This is a genomic window from Pseudomonas fluorescens (assembly GCF_002837185.1).
Lineage (GTDB): Bacteria > Pseudomonadota > Gammaproteobacteria > Pseudomonadales > Pseudomonadaceae > Aquipseudomonas > Aquipseudomonas fluorescens_AM.
In genome coordinates this window covers 164,758-179,528 of record NZ_KZ477993.1, presented here as the reverse complement: position 1 = coordinate 179,528, position 14,771 = coordinate 164,758, and the positions used below count along the sequence as shown (strand labels likewise).

Genomic DNA, 14,771 nt, shown 5'->3' with positions numbered 1-14,771 from the left:
AGTGCCTACATAACGACTACATCCCCGGCGCTCTGTGCTCAATAGTGGAGTCTTGAGGCTTGTCCGTTCGGAACGCGCTGACCGTCTGATACAGAGGGACCAGATCACGCCACGACGGCCGGCCCTCCCCAACTCTACTTCTGCGAAAAGGACATCCCCATGGAGTCAATAAAATATGGAAATCTGTTAATCAATTTCACCTCCCAATTCCAATGGCTTTGGGATAGCAATGGTTCAACGAATGCGAGCCCGGGTGCATTTTGGCGCCCGGTGCCAAACCCCGAGTTTCTCAAAGGCTATTTTCCGCTGGGCGATGTGGTGATCGGTCAGTATGGCAACCACCAAATCAGCGGAAAGAAAGTGGTCGCGGTAGTTGGCGAAGGTGATCCGAACAGCGAAGAAGCCCGGGTTAAAGGCAAAGCACTCAGCCCGCCTGATGAATACGAGCTGGTCTGGAACGATATAGATTCCAAAGCCTACGAGGACGGTGCAGTGTGGCGCCCGGTAGCGCCTGAAGGTTATTTGGCGCTCGGCTTTGTGACCACCCGGGGTTACCAGAAGCCCTCGCGCAACGCCATTCGCTGTGTCAGAGCTGACCTGGTCATAGCCTCCTACATCAGCGACCTTATCTGGAACGACAGAGGCAGCAACGCCGCGATGAGCTTCAGTGCCTGGAACATCACACCACCTGGCGCCGCACAGGGCGAAATTTACCTTTCGCCAGGTACCTTTGTCGGGGCCGACAGCTATGCAAGGCCGGACCAGCATATTGCGGCCTACTCGTTACGAATGCGTATCCCGCTTCAGGTCAACCCTTCCCCGCCAGCCCCACACTTGACTGACCACTCCATTCCCTCGCCCCATGAAAAGGCCGAGGTCACTCACATGTCCACGCTCCCGTGGTTCACAGTCAAAGATCCCCACCTGAGCCCCGTCGAACAACTGCGCTCATCGCCGACTTATCGTCTGGAAAGAACCGATAAGTATCTGCGCGTCGGATTTGGTCGGAACCAAAGCTCCGCAACGCAGACCCTGAAGTGGGTCGCGACCAACGGGCAAAACGGATCACAGCTTGAAACCTTTACTCGTACCACGGCCATAGAGATCGGGAGCGAATGGCAGTTCAGCATCACTCCACTGGCCTCCTCAATCAAATTTTCGGCAAAGTTCAACAAAAGTCTCACTCACACCGAAACCTCCACGCAGGGGTGGACAAGCTCGACGTCCATTGAGATCAGCGCGACGGTGCCAGCCCACAAAACCATTGCGGTGTACTTGATACAAAGTGAGTACCGATTGTTGCGTGAGAACAACACGCAAATCTCTTCCAGCATCAGCTACACCGATGGCAACAGCGTGTACTGGAGTGAATACCCGCCAGCACGAGAATGCCAAATCAATTGCAGGCCCCTGTCCGCGCTGGAGTCCAAAGCCCGCGAAGCGGTTATCACGTCGTCCGTTTAACGAACGACGATACCGCGCGCCGCCATGTAAGCCTTGGCCTCGGGGACGGTGTATTCGCCAAAATGGAAAATACTCGCCGCCAGCACCGCGCTGGCATGCCCTTCGATGACGCCATCGGCCAAGTGCTGCAGGTTGCCGACACCGCCGGAGGCGATCACCGGGATGCCCAGGGCATCGCTGATGGCGCGGGTTACGCCCAGGTCGAAGCCGTTTTTCATGCCGTCCTGGTCCATGCTGGTCAGCAGGATTTCACCGGCGCCGAGGGCTTCCATCTTCATCGCCCACTCCACCGCGTCCAGCCCGGTCGGTTTGCGCCCGCCGTGGGTGAAGATCTCCCAGCGCGGGGTTTCGCCGGGGCCGGACACTTTCTTGGCGTCGATGGCGACCACGATGCATTGCGAGCCGAAGTGCTGCGCGGCTTCGCCGACAAACTCAGGGTTGAACACCGCAGCGGTGTTGATCGAGACCTTGTCCGCGCCGGCATTGAGCAGGTTGCGGATGTCTTGCACGGTGCGCACGCCGCCGCCCACGGTCAGCGGGATAAACACCTGGCTGGCCATGCGCTCGACGGTGTGCAAAGTGGTATCGCGGCCGTCGACGCTGGCAGTGATGTCGAGAAAGGTAATTTCATCGGCACCCTGTTCATCGTAGCGACGGGCGATTTCCACCGGGTCGCCGGCATCACGGATGTTCTCGAACTTGACGCCCTTGACCACGCGACCGTTGTCGACGTCCAGGCAAGGGATGATGCGTCTGGCTAAAGCCATAGGCTTATCTCCGATAAGAGTTGCAAGCTTTGAGCTACAAGCTGCAAGTAGAAGCAGATCGGCTTTAACTTGCAGCTTGCAGCTTACGACTTGGAGCTGGCCGCGTAGCCATCACAGAAGGCTTGTGCTTCGGCTACATCCAGCGTGCCCTCATAAATCGCGCGGCCTGTAATGGCGCCAATGATGCCGGGCGCTTTGGCGTCCAGCAGCGACTTGATGTCACCCAGGTTGTGGATACCGCCAGAGGCGATCACCGGGATTTTCGTCGCAGCGGCCAGCGCGGCGGTGAACGGCACGTTGCAGCCCTGCATCATGCCGTCTTTGGCGATGTCGGTATAAACGATGGCGGACACACCATCAGCTTCGAACTGCTTGGCCAGGTCGATCACCTGCACCGTGCTGATTTCAGCCCAGCCGTCGGTGGCGACAAAACCGTCCTTGGCATCCAGGCCGACGATCACCTTGCCCGGGAACGCGCGGCAGGCTTCGGCGACGAAGGCTGGGTCTTTTACCGCCTTGGTGCCGATGATCACGTAGCTCACGCCGGCTTTGACGTAATGCTCGATGGTTTCCAGCGAGCGGATACCGCCGCCGATCTGGATCGGCAGGTTGGGGTAGCGTCTGGCGATCGCGGTGACCACCTCGCCATTGACTGGCTGGCCTTCGAAGGCGCCGTTCAAGTCCACCAGATGCAGACGACGGCAGCCCCCTTCCACCCATTTGGCGGCCATGCTCACCGGGTCATCGGAGAACACCGTGGAATCTTCCATACGGCCCTGGCGCAGACGGACGCAGGCGCCGTCCTTGAGATCGATAGCGGGGATAATCAGCATGCTTTTCCTTCGTCAAAGAGCTGCAAGCTGCAAGCTATTAGCTGCAAGCAAGCACGCGTATCAATTCTTGCAGCTTATGGCTTGAAGCTTTCAGCTGCTCTTTTCAAGCGACCACAAGTCGCTTTCGATGCTTTCGAACCTTTCTTTAAGGAGCGTCTGCGTGTCGAAAACCGCCCTGTTGTAATAATGCGGCGCCACTTCGGTGGTGAACAGCTCAAGAATCTCGGCGACTTCAAACGAGCCCAGCTTGAGCTCGAAGCGGTCCTCCATGAACCGCTTGATCTTGTCGATAGCCGCACGCTCCTGCTCGGGCGCGAGGTTCAAGATCGGCGGTTTCAGTTTCTTGGCCATTTACCAGTGACCGTCCCACGCGGCGAAGTTCTGCAGCAATTGCAGGCCATGGGTATGGCTCTTCTCCGGGTGGAACTGCACGGCAAAGCGCGAGCCGTCGGCCAGCGCTGCGGCGAAGTCGACGCCGTAGTGCCCGCCCCCCACCACCTGGCGCGGGTTACCGGCGGCGATGTAGTAGCTGTGCACAAAGTAGAAACGCGCCATGTCCGGAATTTCATGCCACAGCGGGTGATCCACCGCGCGACGCACTTCGTTCCACCCCATGTGCGGCACCTTGAGGTGTTCGCCGTCTTCATGCAGGTCTTTGCCGAAGAACTTCACCTGGCCGGGAAACAGACCAATGCAGTCGACACCGCCGTTCTCTTCACTGCTGTCGAGCAAGGCTTGCATGCCCACGCAGATGCCGAGGAACGGACGGTCCTGGCTGACTTCGCGCACCAGGCTGTCAAAGCCCAGGCGGCGGATCTCGGCCATGCAATCGCGAATCGCGCCAACGCCTGGAAACACCACGCGGTCGGCTTCGCGAATCACGTTGGCATCGCTGGTGATCAGCACCTTGCCGGCACCCACGTGCTCGAGCGCCTTGGCCACCGAGTGCAGGTTGCCCATGCCGTAATCGATAACCGCGACCGTCTGCATTACAGAACGCCCTTGGTCGAAGGCATTTGCCCGGCCATGCGCTCATCCAGCTCCACGGCCATGCGCAGCGCGCGGCCGAAAGCCTTGAACACGGTTTCGATCTGGTGGTGGGTGTTAGTGCCGCGCAGGTTGTCGATGTGCAGGCTGACCAGTGCGTGGTTGACGAAACCCTGGAAGAATTCCTGGAACAGGTCGACGTCAAAGCCACCCACTGTGGCGCGGGTGTAGGGCACGTGCATCTGCAGGCCCGGGCGGCCGGAGAAGTCGATGACTACGCGCGACAGCGCTTCGTCCAGCGGGACATAGGCGTGGCCGTAGCGACGGATGCCTTTTTTGTCGCCGATGGCCTTGGCAAAGGCCTGGCCGAGGGTGATGCCCACGTCTTCCACCGTGTGGTGGTCGTCGATGTGCAGGTCGCCCTTGCTGACGATATCCAGGTCGATCAGCCCGTGACGGGCGATCTGGTCCAGCATGTGCTCAAGAAAAGGCACACCGATATCAAATCGGGCCTTTCCGGTGCCATCCAGGTTGATCGAGGCTTTGATCTGGGTTTCCAGAGTGTCGCGCTCGACGGACGCCATACGTTCGACCATCACCAGCTCCGCAAATCATTGGGCGAAAAAGGCAGCCATTATAGGGGCGCGGGCGCTAAACAGAAACATCGAAGGGGATAAGACTGACGAGTTGGAGCGGGGAATGTCGGGGATAGACATGTGCATACATGTGGGAGCCAGCCCACCAGAACACTAACAATCAATGTGGGAGGGGGCTTGCCCCCGATAGCAGTGGGTCAGTCAACAATGCATTGACTGATGCGCCGCCATCGGGGGCAAGCCCCCTCCCACACGGGTTTTGCCGTGTTAGTGGAACAGTACTGCGGTCTTCTGCAGGGTCACCCACACACCCCATGCCAACGGAATGCCCACCACCAGCCAGGCGGCGACCGCCAATGGCTTGCTGCCAGGGGAGGCTTTCCACTCCAGCACGGTGCTGGCGTCAGCGCCTTTGTCATGGCCCAGCGCCTGCTCGGCGGCGAGTTCGGCATCGGTCATGAAGTACTTGTCGGCCACCGGACGCACCAGCAGGTTGCAGATGAAGCCCAGCACCAGCAGGCCAGCGAGAATGTACAAGGTGATGTCGTAGGCCGCAGCGCGTTCAACGCCGATGCTCAACTGATATTCACGCAGGTAGTTCACCAGCACCGGGCCCAATACGCCGGCAGCGGCCCAGGCGGTCAGCAGGCGACCATGAATGGCGCCGACCATTTGCGTACCGAACAGGTCGGCCAGGTAAGCCGGGACCGTGGCAAAACCACCGCCGTACATCGACAGGATGATGCAGAACGCCGCCACGAACAGTGCCACGTTGCCCAGGTGCCCCAGGTTCGGGATCAGCGCGTACAGGGCAAAGCCCAGGGCGAAGAACACGAAGTAGGTATTTTTGCGCCCCAGGTAGTCGGAGAACGACGCCCAGAAGAACCGGCCACCGATGTTGAACAGGCTCAACAGGCCGGTGAAACCGGCCGCGATCGCGGCAATCGATGCGAGTTGCCCGGCGTCCAACTGACCAAACGGTACGTCCAGCCCCAGCAATTTGCCGCCGAACACTTCCTGCAGCAGCGGCGAAGCCATGCCGAGGATGCCGATACCGGCTGACACGTTCAGGCACAGCACCAGCCATACCAGACGAAATTGCGGGGTTTTCCACGCCACGTTCACATGCACATGACGGTGCGTGATCATCGCGTTGCTGGCTTTTTTCGCCGGTGCGGTCCAGCCCTCAGGCTTCCAGCCGGTTGGCGGAACGCGATAGGACAAGGCGCCGCCGATCATGAACACGAAATAGATCGCAGCCATCACCAGGAAGCTCTGCCATACGCCCACGCTGGTCGGCGAGGCGAAGTGGCCCATCAGTGCTGCCGCCAGCGGTGCACCGACCATCGCGCCGCCGCCGAAGCCCATGATCGCCATGCCGGTCGCCATGCCGCGTTTGTCCGGGAACCACTTGATCAGGGTCGATACGGGCGAGATATAGCCCAGGCCCAGGCCGATACCGCCGATGACCCCGGAGCCGATCCACATCAGCCAGATCTGGTGGGTATAGATACCCAACGCCGAGATCAGCAGGCCGCCGCACCAGCACAACGCCGAGACGACACCGGCCTTGCGCGGCCCGGCATGTTCCAGCCAGCCGCCCCAGATCGCTGCCGAGCAGCCCAGGAAGATGAAGAACAGGGTGTAGATCCAGCCCAGCATGGAGATGGGCCAGTCGCATTGGGACGAGAAGACCTGGGCGATAAAGCTCATGTCCGGCGCACAAGCGACCGGCGCCGTGATGCCCAGCGCCTTGGACAGCGGCAGCCAGAACACCGAGAAACCGTAGGCCATGCCGATGCACAGGTGGATGGCCAGCGCGGCCGGTGGAACCAGCCAGCGGTTGAAGCCGGGCTTGGCGATAATGCGTTCCTTGGACAGGAACGCAGGCGGTGCGGCGTTGATACCCGCCGCAGTGCTAGTGCTCATTGGTGTTTCCCCCAGTTATTGGTATGCGTCCGTCAGGCGCTCTCCCCCTCGGCCTTGCACGCAACGCGTGGCCGTTTTTTGTGAGTGAAGCTCCATTTTGGCGCGACGATACGTCGCAGAAGGCGGACGAACGCGCAGAGATTAGCACCTGCAGATGCGAGAAAAACCAAATTGACATCACTTTTTTCAGCCCATCTGTTTTATTTGACGCCAAAATCCTGTTTCGCCGGTCGTAGATACAATGTAACGATCCACGAACTGATGCAGGCCTTCGGGCGTTATACTCTGCGGCTAAATTTTGAAATCGACATACAAGGACTCGCCCATGAAAGCGTTCGGCAAAATCCTGGGTCTGGTATTTCTCGGGCTGTTGCTGATCATTGTGGCTCTCGGCTTTGCCCTGACCCATCTCTTCGATCCCAACGACTACAAAGAAGAAATTCGCCAGATTGCCCGCGACAAGGCCCACATCGAGCTGACGCTCAATGGCGACATCGGCTGGAGCCTGTTCCCCTGGCTGGGCCTGGAGCTGCACGAAGCCGGTGTGGCAACCCTGACCAATCCGACCCAACCGTTCGCCGACCTGCAAATGCTCGGCCTGTCGGTACGCGTGCTGCCGCTGCTGCGCCGCGAAGTGCAGATGAGCGATGTGCGGGTCGAAGGCCTGAACCTGCGCCTGAACCGCGACAAGAACGGCCACGGCAACTGGGAAGACATCGGCAAGAACCTGCCTGACGAAACCCCGGATGCTGCCGCCCCCGCGCCGGCCGAACCGGTGGCTGAAGCCAAGCCGGAGAAACCGCCGCAGCCGATCCGCCTGGACATCGACAGCCTGACCATCAACAACGCCCGCGTTGAATACAACGATGAACAGACCGGCAAGCAACTGAGCGCCGAAAGCATCCAACTGAGTGCCGGCGCCATCCACGAAGGCGCCAACATTCCGCTGAAACTCACCGCTTTCCTGGGCAGCAACCAGCCGGTCATGCGCCTCAAGACCGAGCTGAACGGCAACTTGCGCATCCAGCGCGCCCTCAAGCGCTACCAGTTCGAAGACATGCGCCTGAGCGGCGAAGCCACTGGCGAACCCTTGCAGGGCAAGACGCTGACCTTCTCCACCCAGGGTCAATTGCTGGTCGATCTTGCCGCCAACATCGCCGAATGGACCAACCTGAAACTCTCGGCCAACCAATTGCGCGCACTGGGCGAACTGCGGGTTACTGACCTGAGCAATACCCCGCAGATCAGCGGCGCGCTGTCGGTCGCGCAGTTTGACCTGGCCAAGTTTCTCGAGAGCGTCGGCCACCCTCTGCCGGCGATGGCACCGGGCAGCCTGAGCAAAGTCGAACTGGTCAGCCGCCTCACAGGCACGCCGACCAATGTCGCGCTGGAGGACCTGAACCTGAAACTCGATGGCAGCACCTTCACCGGTCGTGTCGCCGTGGATGATTTCGCCAAGCAGTCACTGCGTGTGCAGCTCAAGGGCGACACCTTCAACGCCGACAATTACCTGCCGGCCAAATCCGAAGCCGCCAAAGGCACGGCGGCCGCACGCCAGGCCGAAGTGCAAAGCAGCGAGGCCGGTGCGATGGCCGCCGGCGGTAACAGCCCACTGCCGGAAGCGCCGACCAAAGCCGCCTGGAGCAGTGACAAACTGCTGCCGCTGACCCGCCTGCGCAGCCTGGATATCAACGCGGACCTTGCGTTCGGCCAACTCACCTTGAGCCAGCTGCCGATCCAGAACGCGGTACTGAAAGCCTCGGGCGTCGATGGCCAGCTCAGGCTCGACGCGCTGAGCGGTGGCCTCTACAACGGCACGTTCCAGGCCAACGGCACCCTCGATGTACGCCAGGACACCCCGCTCCTGGCGCTGCAAACCCATATCAAGCAGGTACCGGTAGAAAAAATCCTGCAGGCCCAGGGGAAAACCCCGCCAGTCAAAGGCCAGGTCACCCTGGACAGCAACCTGACCGGGCGTGGCAACAGCCAGAAGGCCTTGATCGACAGCCTCAACGGCACCGCCGGCATCGTCATCAACAACGGTGTGCTGCTCAACGCCAACATCGAGCAACAACTGTGCACCGGTATCGCCCTGCTCAACCGCAAAACCCTGAGCACCACGCCGCAAGGCAAGGACACGCCCTTCCAGGAACTGCGCGGCAACCTGACGTTGCGCAACGGCGTGGCCAGCAACCCTGACCTGAAAGTGCGCATTCCGGGACTGACCCTCAACGGCAATGGCGATGTCGACCTGCGCGTACTGGGCATGGACTACCGGGTGGGCATCATCGTCGAAGGCGACCAGCGCGACGTGCCGGACCCGGCCTGCCAGGTCGGCGCCAACTTCCAGGGTATCGAAGTGCCGCTGCGTTGCCGTGGCCCGCTGGAACTGGGCGCCAAGGCCTGCCGCCTGGACAAGGACGGCCTCGGCCAGGTCGCCATCAAAGCAGCGGGCAATCGTCTCAACGAGAAACTCGAAGAGAAGCTCGACAAGGTCAATCCCAAGCTCAAAGACGCATTGAAAGGCCTGTTCAACCGATGAGAAACGAGCAGTTTTCACAGGCGGTGCTGGACTGGTACGACCGCCACGGTCGCCACGACCTGCCCTGGCAACAGGGCATCACGCCGTATCGGGTGTGGGTGTCGGAGATCATGCTGCAACAGACCCAGGTCAGCACCGTGCTCAATTACTTCGACCGGTTCATGGCGTCCTTGCCGACGGTCCAGGCACTGGCCGCCGCGCCGGAAGACGAAGTGCTGCACCTGTGGACCGGCCTGGGTTACTACACCCGGGCGCGTAACCTGCAAAAGACTGCAAAGATCGTGGTCGCCGAATACGGCGGCGAGTTTCCCAGGGATGTCGAAAAGCTTACCGAACTGCCCGGCATCGGCCTGTCCACTGCCGGCGCAATCGCCAGCCTGAGCATGGGCCTGCGCGCGCCGATCCTCGACGGCAACGTCAAACGCGTGCTGGCACGCTTTACCGCGCAAGAGGGTTACCCGGGCGAACCCAAGGTCGCCAAGCAGCTGTGGGCGACCGCAGAGCGCTTTACGCCACACGACCGCGTCAACGCCTACACCCAGGCGATGATGGACATGGGCGCCACGCTATGCACCCGCAGCAAACCCAGCTGCCTGCTGTGCCCGCTGGAAAAAGGCTGCGAAGCCCACATGCTCGGCCTGGAGACGCGCTACCCGATCCCCAAGCCGCGCAAGACCATCCCCCAGAAGCGCACGCTGATGCCGATGCTGGCCAATGCCGAGGGTGCGATCCTGCTTTACCGTCGCCCCTCCACGGGCCTGTGGGGCGGTTTATGGAGCCTGCCGGAGCTGGACGACCTGCAAGACCTGGATCATCTGGCCAACCAGCACGCGCTGGCCTTGGGCAAACATCAGGCACTGCCGGGGCTGATCCACACCTTCAGCCACTTCCAACTGGCCATCGAACCCTGGCTGGTCCACGTCGAGGAAAGCGCCCATCACGTGGCCGAGGCCGACTGGCTCTGGTATAACCTCGCCACCCCACCGCGCCTGGGCCTTGCCGCCCCGGTGAAAAAACTGCTGAAGCGCGCGGCTGAAGTAATGAACGCAGGAGAGTCGTCATGACCCGCACCATCATGTGCCGCAAGTACCACGAAGAACTGCCCGCCCTCGAACGCGCCCCTTTTCCGGGCGCCAAAGGCCAGGACATCTACGATAACGTCTCCGCCCAGGCGTGGGCCGACTGGCAAAAACACCAGACCCTGCTCATCAACGAAAAACGCTTGAACATGATGAACGCCGAAGACCGCAAATACCTGCAGGGCGAAATGGACAAGTTCTTTTCCGGCGAGGATTACGCCAAGGCCGACGGCTACGTACCACCTGCTCAATAATTGATCAAAAACCGGGGTCTGCACGTAAGCGACGGTAATAATTAAATATTTTTTGAAAACTTGCTTGACGACCCCCTGAAAAACCCGTTTAATGCGCCCCGTTGCCCAGATAGCTCAGTCGGTAGAGCAGGGGATTGAAAATCCCCGTGTCGGCGGTTCGATTCCGTCTCTGGGCACCAAAATACCGAGAAACCCCAAGGAACAATGTGTTCCTTGGGGTTTTTTATTGCCTGCGATTTAATGGCGGCCGGCTGCGTGCGGTCACGATGTCGCAGCAGCACGATTGAGGGTTGTTTTTCGCTGGACTCAATCGTCCAGCCTTTACCCAATTCCCAGTTGTAAGGTTTTTTCCATGACACGCTTCTTGCTCTGCACGCTCTGGCTACTGACCGCAATGCTCAGTGGATGCGCCACGCAAATGGACGTAGCGCTCAACGCAACGCCTGACCCCGACTACCACTTCGACCGCCAGGCAACGGTACTGGTGACGTCCACCGGCGGCAGCGACGAGAACGCGCTCAACGCTCGCTACTACCTGCGCGACATGGTCAGCGCCATGAAGGACCAGGGCTTTCGCAATGTCTTCACCGACACCACCCTGCCCAAAGACCATGCACCGATCAAAATGACCGTCACCCTGGACGTCGACAGCAAGCAAGTCACCTACCGCTATACCGCCACCGAATACGGCCAGGTGGCAAACAGCACCACCACGCAGTGCAAGAAGAACAAAAAGAAAACCGACCAACTGACCTGCACCAGCACCCCAAACACCACCTACGGCCCCGTAGGCACCTCTGAGCGCACCGGTTACACCACCCTCACCACGTTCAGGGCCACCGCGCGGGATGAGGCGAGCAAGCGCGCGGTGTACGTGCTGCGGGCGTCGTCGTACAACGACGACTGCCAGGCCGCGAAGGTAGAAGCCTTTTTGGTGGAACAGGGGCTGCGCAATCTGAATTTCCAGGATCGGGTGCAGCGTAATTACACGGTTACGATGCCGGAGGGGTTTCGTTGTAAATAAGTGCTTTCCAAAGAGCCATCTCAGTTGAGCAAAAACACCATCAACGCATTGTCATTCAACCGTCCCTGAAAGCTCGGCGCCAACGGCTCGACCGGCGAGCCCTTCAACAGCGCCGTGTCCTTGCGCGGCACAATCACCCAGGATGGCCGGGGCAATGTGGCGAGCTTTTCCAGTTCGTCACGCCCGACGAAAAACGGCTGTTCATCGTGGTCCAGGTTCATCATGTAGCGCACCGCCCAGGTGTCCCGGCCCAGGTCGACAAATACCAGAGGGCCCGGCTGCGCGTCCCGCAACGCCTCCACCTGGCTGACAAACTGCCGGGTATCGAACTGAAGATCCTTGGCCGGCTCGATTACAGTGACCAGCAGCAACCACTGCGCCGCCAGGGCGAGCATGCTCAGCCACACCAACCGCCCGGCCCGACGCCACGCCACCAGCGCCGCCGCTTGCATCAGTACGAGCACGCCGATCAATAACGGCATCGAAACATCAGGCCAATAGCCGTGCTTGTGCCAGGCATACCGACACGCAAACACCACCACCACGCCCAGCGCCGGCAGCGCCACGACGAGCCCTTCGTAGCAGCGGCGCACGCCAACGAGCCAGCCTTGCGCCTGAAGCAGCCCATAGGCCGCCACAGCGGCAAACATCGGCACCATGGGCAGGATGTAATAGGCACGCTTGAAGTGCGGTACTGACAGGCCGAGCAAAATCATCAAGCCGCACGCGCCGAGGCGTATCAGCAACTGCACATCATCATTGATCCAGCGCTGCGTCCAGCGATGCCGTAGCGCGATCAACGTCGCCAGGGCCAACGGCACCACCGGGAAGTACCGGTACAAACTCAGCTGGAAGTAGAAATAAAACGGCTCGCCGGACTCATCCAGGCGCCCGCCGACCTGCATCTTGAACACCTCATCGGCAAAAGCATCACCCCCGCTGATTCGGGCGAGCTTCATCAGCATCCACCAGCACGCCGCCAGCAACACCAACCCGACCACGCCGTGAACCAACACCTGCCTGACCCGCTCCCCCGGCCGGCCCAACGCCCAGTACACACATGTGACGCCACACACCTCGATCAACCCCAGCGGCCCACGAATCGCGAAGGCCAGGACAAACAAGGGGAAAACCGCAAGTTGCCTGAACCGCGAGCCCAGCTGTTCACCACTGTGCAGCAGGTAGAAACTGCCGACGCACAGCAGCGCGACCATCTGGTCCAGGCACACCGAGCGCGACTTTTCGAGCAGTTGGGTGGTGAGGAGTGTCAGCAGCACCGTCAGTAATGCCCAAGGCCGGCTGGATGGTGCCAGCAGGCGATAGATCAGGGCGACTCCCCCCGCCGAAGCGAGCGCGGTGGGCAGCACATTCGCCAAGTGGTTCGGCGCGTCAAACAGCCGGGCGAAGACAAAACTGAAGAACGTCGCGGTGCCGGGATAATCCGCGTATGGCTGGCCGTAAGTGGTAGGGAAAAGACTCGCGCCGTGGCGAAACATTTCCTGCAGGAACAATGCCCAGCGCCCGTCGAAGCCCTGAGGCTGCTGATCCCAGATACCCAAAGTGAACAGCAACAAGGCGATCAGAAAGATGCCCAGCGACTCCAGGCGAAAGCGGTTGCGATGATCCATCGGGTGACCTGTCAGGTGGGAAGCGCGGGCTTATGGTGCCGACTGCCCCCCTGAACAGCGTCTGAACGAACCTGCACATTCATGCATTAACGACTGGCGGGCCATACCAGGGCCGGGATCAGGCGGATGTAGATCAACTGCGCCACCAGTTCGACCAATGTTTGCAGGATGACCGCCGTCGCGGCCAGCCCGCGCACGCCTTCAGGCAATGCCAGCGCCAGGGGCAACACCACCAGGGAATTGCGGGTGGATGCGCTGAACGTTACCGCACGCGCCGTTGCCGCCGGCAGCGCGAATACCCGCGCAGCCAACATCCCCATCAGCGGCGCCAGCAGCACGAAGCCTGCGTAGATGGGCAGCAACGGCAGAAGCAGGCGGATATCCCGAATCACCGATGTGATCTGCGATCCGATCACCACAAACAGCACGAGGGCCATCGCCGGCACCGGCAACCAGGCCCAGGCGCTGTTCCACCGGTTGATCAGCATTGATCGTCGCGCGTAAAAGGCCGTCAACGCGGCCAGCAACATTGGCAGCGCGATCAACAACAGGAACGCTTCGATAAACGGCGCGACCGCGATCACCACCTCCGAGTGCGCTCCCAGCATCGAACCCAGGTACACCGGCAGCAGGGCCAATTGCACCAGTAACAGTAACGGCGTGGCCGCCAGCATCAACCGCGAATCACCTTTGCCGATGTGGGTAAACACCACCACGTAATCGATACACGGCGTCAGCAATACCAGCAACGCGCCCACCAACAACGCGGGGTACTCCAGCAGGCCACGGGTCAGCGCCCATACCAGCAAGGGCACCAGGATGAAATTGGCCAGCAGCAACGCCAATATAAAGCGCGGGCTGCCCCAGCCACGGCGCAGGTCGAGAAAAGGGATTTGCAGGAACATCGCATACATCAATACCGCGATGGCGGGCGTGACCAGTACGCTGAGGCCCTGAGCAAAAGACGGCGCGAATGCACCACAGAGCGCGGCCAGCAGGGTGGCGACAAAGTAGAGGGGAATCTGGTTGTGCTCAAGGGTGTCGCGGGTCATGAAGACGCTCTGGCAGGTTGCGAAGGCCAAGCCTATTCATCTATTGCCTGGTGGTCGAGCTGGATGAGCGACCAAACCTGCTTGGGATTTCCCCCAACCTGCGCTTCAATACCTGCCCCAACCCCAAGGACGTTACGCCCATGGCCTCGCCAAACAAGCAGCAAAAACGTGCCCAGCGGGCAAAAACCAAGGCCAAGCAAAACCGTACCCAACGTGCCGTCGCCACCAAGCCGGATGCGTTCGCCGGCGACGACAGCCGTATCGACCTTGAGTCAGTGGACTTGACCGAGCTGTTCGTGGAGATGCGCACGGCGGGCGAAACCAGCCAGCAGGCGCTGTGTGCGGTATTCCTGGCGCACCCGCTGCTGGCGTTGGTGCTGGAACAGGAAGGCGAAGAGGAAGCGACCGACTTTATCCTGGCCGCGCTGATTGAATATCGGCAATGGGCCACTGACAGCGATGACGAAGCCGCCGCATTGGCGTGGATCGAATCGCCGCAGTTCCAGGCGGACTCCGTGGCTGCATCCCAAGCCCTGACGAACTCAACAGACTGACACATACACAATGTGGGAGGGGGCTTGCCCCCGATGGCAGTGCGTCAGTCACTTATTTGTTA

Annotated in this window: 14 protein-coding genes and 1 tRNA gene; 7 read left to right on the top strand and 8 right to left on the bottom strand. The window is 60.6% G+C overall.

Annotated elements, in window-relative coordinates; genetic code table 11:
* Positions 1-159: 159 nt before the first annotated feature.
* On the top strand, positions 160-1,464 hold the full coding sequence (locus tag CIB54_RS11435; protein ID WP_101219829.1) for a Vps62-related protein: 1,305 nt from the start codon (positions 160-162) through the stop codon (positions 1,462-1,464).
* Here the strand turns inward: CIB54_RS11435 and hisF are convergent.
* From hisF to CIB54_RS11405, 6 genes are all read right to left on the bottom strand, one after another.
* On the bottom strand, positions 1,461-2,231 hold the full coding sequence (gene hisF / locus CIB54_RS11430; protein ID WP_065950077.1) for an imidazole glycerol phosphate synthase subunit HisF: 771 nt from the start codon (positions 2,229-2,231) through the stop codon (positions 1,461-1,463). The two genes, CIB54_RS11435 and hisF, sit on opposite strands and share 4 nt — an antisense overlap.
* An 83-nt stretch (positions 2,232-2,314) precedes the next feature.
* Entirely contained in the window at positions 2,315-3,064 is a 750-nt protein-coding gene (hisA, locus tag CIB54_RS11425) for a 1-(5-phosphoribosyl)-5-[(5-phosphoribosylamino)methylideneamino]imidazole-4-carboxamide isomerase (protein ID WP_101219828.1), read from the bottom strand.
* Between the two features lie 90 nt (positions 3,065-3,154).
* A complete protein-coding gene (locus CIB54_RS11420; protein ID WP_101219827.1) occupies positions 3,155-3,415 on the bottom strand; it encodes a DUF2164 domain-containing protein in 261 nt (86 codons plus the stop codon).
* A complete protein-coding gene (gene hisH / locus CIB54_RS11415; protein WP_065950074.1) occupies positions 3,416-4,054 on the bottom strand; it encodes an imidazole glycerol phosphate synthase subunit HisH in 639 nt (212 codons plus the stop codon). It lies immediately after the preceding gene.
* Positions 4,054-4,647 carry an imidazoleglycerol-phosphate dehydratase HisB gene (gene hisB / locus CIB54_RS11410; RefSeq protein ID WP_065885762.1) on the bottom strand — a complete coding sequence of 198 codons (594 nt, stop codon included), beginning with the start codon at positions 4,645-4,647 and terminating at the stop codon, positions 4,054-4,056. The genes hisH and hisB overlap by 1 nt, the downstream gene beginning before the upstream one ends.
* Positions 4,648-4,914: 267 nt before the next feature.
* The gene (locus CIB54_RS11405; protein WP_065950073.1) at positions 4,915-6,576 is read right to left on the bottom strand and encodes an OFA family MFS transporter; all 1,662 of its coding nucleotides are present in this window, start codon (positions 6,574-6,576) and stop codon (positions 4,915-4,917) included.
* Positions 6,577-6,901: 325 nt separating this feature from the next.
* Here CIB54_RS11405 and CIB54_RS11400 point away from each other — a divergent pair, with 325 nt between their 5' ends.
* From CIB54_RS11400 to CIB54_RS11380, 5 genes are all read left to right on the top strand, one after another.
* Complete coding sequence (locus CIB54_RS11400; RefSeq protein WP_101219826.1) at positions 6,902-9,118, top strand: AsmA family protein; 2,217 nt, start codon at positions 6,902-6,904, stop codon at positions 9,116-9,118.
* Positions 9,115-10,182 carry an A/G-specific adenine glycosylase gene (gene mutY / locus CIB54_RS11395; protein ID WP_101219825.1) on the top strand — a complete coding sequence of 356 codons (1,068 nt, stop codon included), beginning with the start codon at positions 9,115-9,117 and terminating at the stop codon, positions 10,180-10,182. The genes CIB54_RS11400 and mutY overlap by 4 nt, the downstream gene beginning before the upstream one ends.
* Positions 10,179-10,451, top strand: coding sequence for an oxidative damage protection protein (locus CIB54_RS11390; protein ID WP_057724507.1), 273 nt, complete (start codon positions 10,179-10,181; stop codon positions 10,449-10,451). Before mutY ends, CIB54_RS11390 begins: the two co-directional genes overlap by 4 nt.
* Positions 10,452-10,554: 103 nt before the next feature.
* Positions 10,555-10,630: transfer RNA gene (locus CIB54_RS11385), tRNA-Phe, on the top strand.
* A gap of 173 nt (positions 10,631-10,803) precedes the next feature.
* The gene (locus tag CIB54_RS11380; RefSeq protein ID WP_101219824.1) at positions 10,804-11,475 is read left to right on the top strand and encodes a YajG family lipoprotein; all 672 of its coding nucleotides are present in this window, start codon (positions 10,804-10,806) and stop codon (positions 11,473-11,475) included.
* A gap of 20 nt (positions 11,476-11,495) precedes the next feature.
* Here the strand turns inward: CIB54_RS11380 and CIB54_RS11375 are convergent, their stop codons facing one another.
* Both CIB54_RS11375 and CIB54_RS11370 read right to left on the bottom strand, forming a co-directional pair.
* A complete protein-coding gene (locus CIB54_RS11375) occupies positions 11,496-13,103 on the bottom strand; it encodes an ArnT family glycosyltransferase (RefSeq protein ID WP_101219823.1) in 1,608 nt (535 codons plus the stop codon).
* An 86-nt stretch (positions 13,104-13,189) separates the two neighbouring features.
* Positions 13,190-14,155, bottom strand: coding sequence for an arsenic resistance protein (locus CIB54_RS11370; protein WP_101219822.1), 966 nt, complete (start codon positions 14,153-14,155; stop codon positions 13,190-13,192).
* Positions 14,156-14,295: 140 nt separating this feature from the next.
* Between CIB54_RS11370 and CIB54_RS11365 the strand changes: the two genes are divergently transcribed.
* Complete coding sequence (locus CIB54_RS11365) at positions 14,296-14,709, top strand: hypothetical protein (RefSeq protein WP_101219821.1); 414 nt, start codon at positions 14,296-14,298, stop codon at positions 14,707-14,709.
* Positions 14,710-14,771 lie beyond the last annotated feature (62 nt).

Coding starts and splice junctions, on each gene's coding strand:
- CIB54_RS11435 (WP_101219829.1), top strand. CDS start 160: ATGGAGTCAATAAAATATGGAAATCTGTTAATCAATTTCACCTCCCAA.
- hisF (WP_065950077.1), bottom strand. CDS start 2,231: ATGGCTTTAGCCAGACGCATCATCCCTTGCCTGGACGTCGACAACGGT.
- hisA (WP_101219828.1), bottom strand. CDS start 3,064: ATGCTGATTATCCCCGCTATCGATCTCAAGGACGGCGCCTGCGTCCGT.
- CIB54_RS11420 (WP_101219827.1), bottom strand. CDS start 3,415: ATGGCCAAGAAACTGAAACCGCCGATCTTGAACCTCGCGCCCGAGCAG.
- hisH (WP_065950074.1), bottom strand. CDS start 4,054: ATGCAGACGGTCGCGGTTATCGATTACGGCATGGGCAACCTGCACTCG.
- hisB (WP_065885762.1), bottom strand. CDS start 4,647: ATGGTCGAACGTATGGCGTCCGTCGAGCGCGACACTCTGGAAACCCAG.
- CIB54_RS11405 (WP_065950073.1), bottom strand. CDS start 6,576: ATGAGCACTAGCACTGCGGCGGGTATCAACGCCGCACCGCCTGCGTTC.
- CIB54_RS11400 (WP_101219826.1), top strand. CDS start 6,902: ATGAAAGCGTTCGGCAAAATCCTGGGTCTGGTATTTCTCGGGCTGTTG.
- mutY (WP_101219825.1), top strand. CDS start 9,115: ATGAGAAACGAGCAGTTTTCACAGGCGGTGCTGGACTGGTACGACCGC.
- CIB54_RS11390 (WP_057724507.1), top strand. CDS start 10,179: ATGACCCGCACCATCATGTGCCGCAAGTACCACGAAGAACTGCCCGCC.
- CIB54_RS11380 (WP_101219824.1), top strand. CDS start 10,804: ATGACACGCTTCTTGCTCTGCACGCTCTGGCTACTGACCGCAATGCTC.
- CIB54_RS11375 (WP_101219823.1), bottom strand. CDS start 13,103: ATGGATCATCGCAACCGCTTTCGCCTGGAGTCGCTGGGCATCTTTCTG.
- CIB54_RS11370 (WP_101219822.1), bottom strand. CDS start 14,155: ATGACCCGCGACACCCTTGAGCACAACCAGATTCCCCTCTACTTTGTC.
- CIB54_RS11365 (WP_101219821.1), top strand. CDS start 14,296: ATGGCCTCGCCAAACAAGCAGCAAAAACGTGCCCAGCGGGCAAAAACC.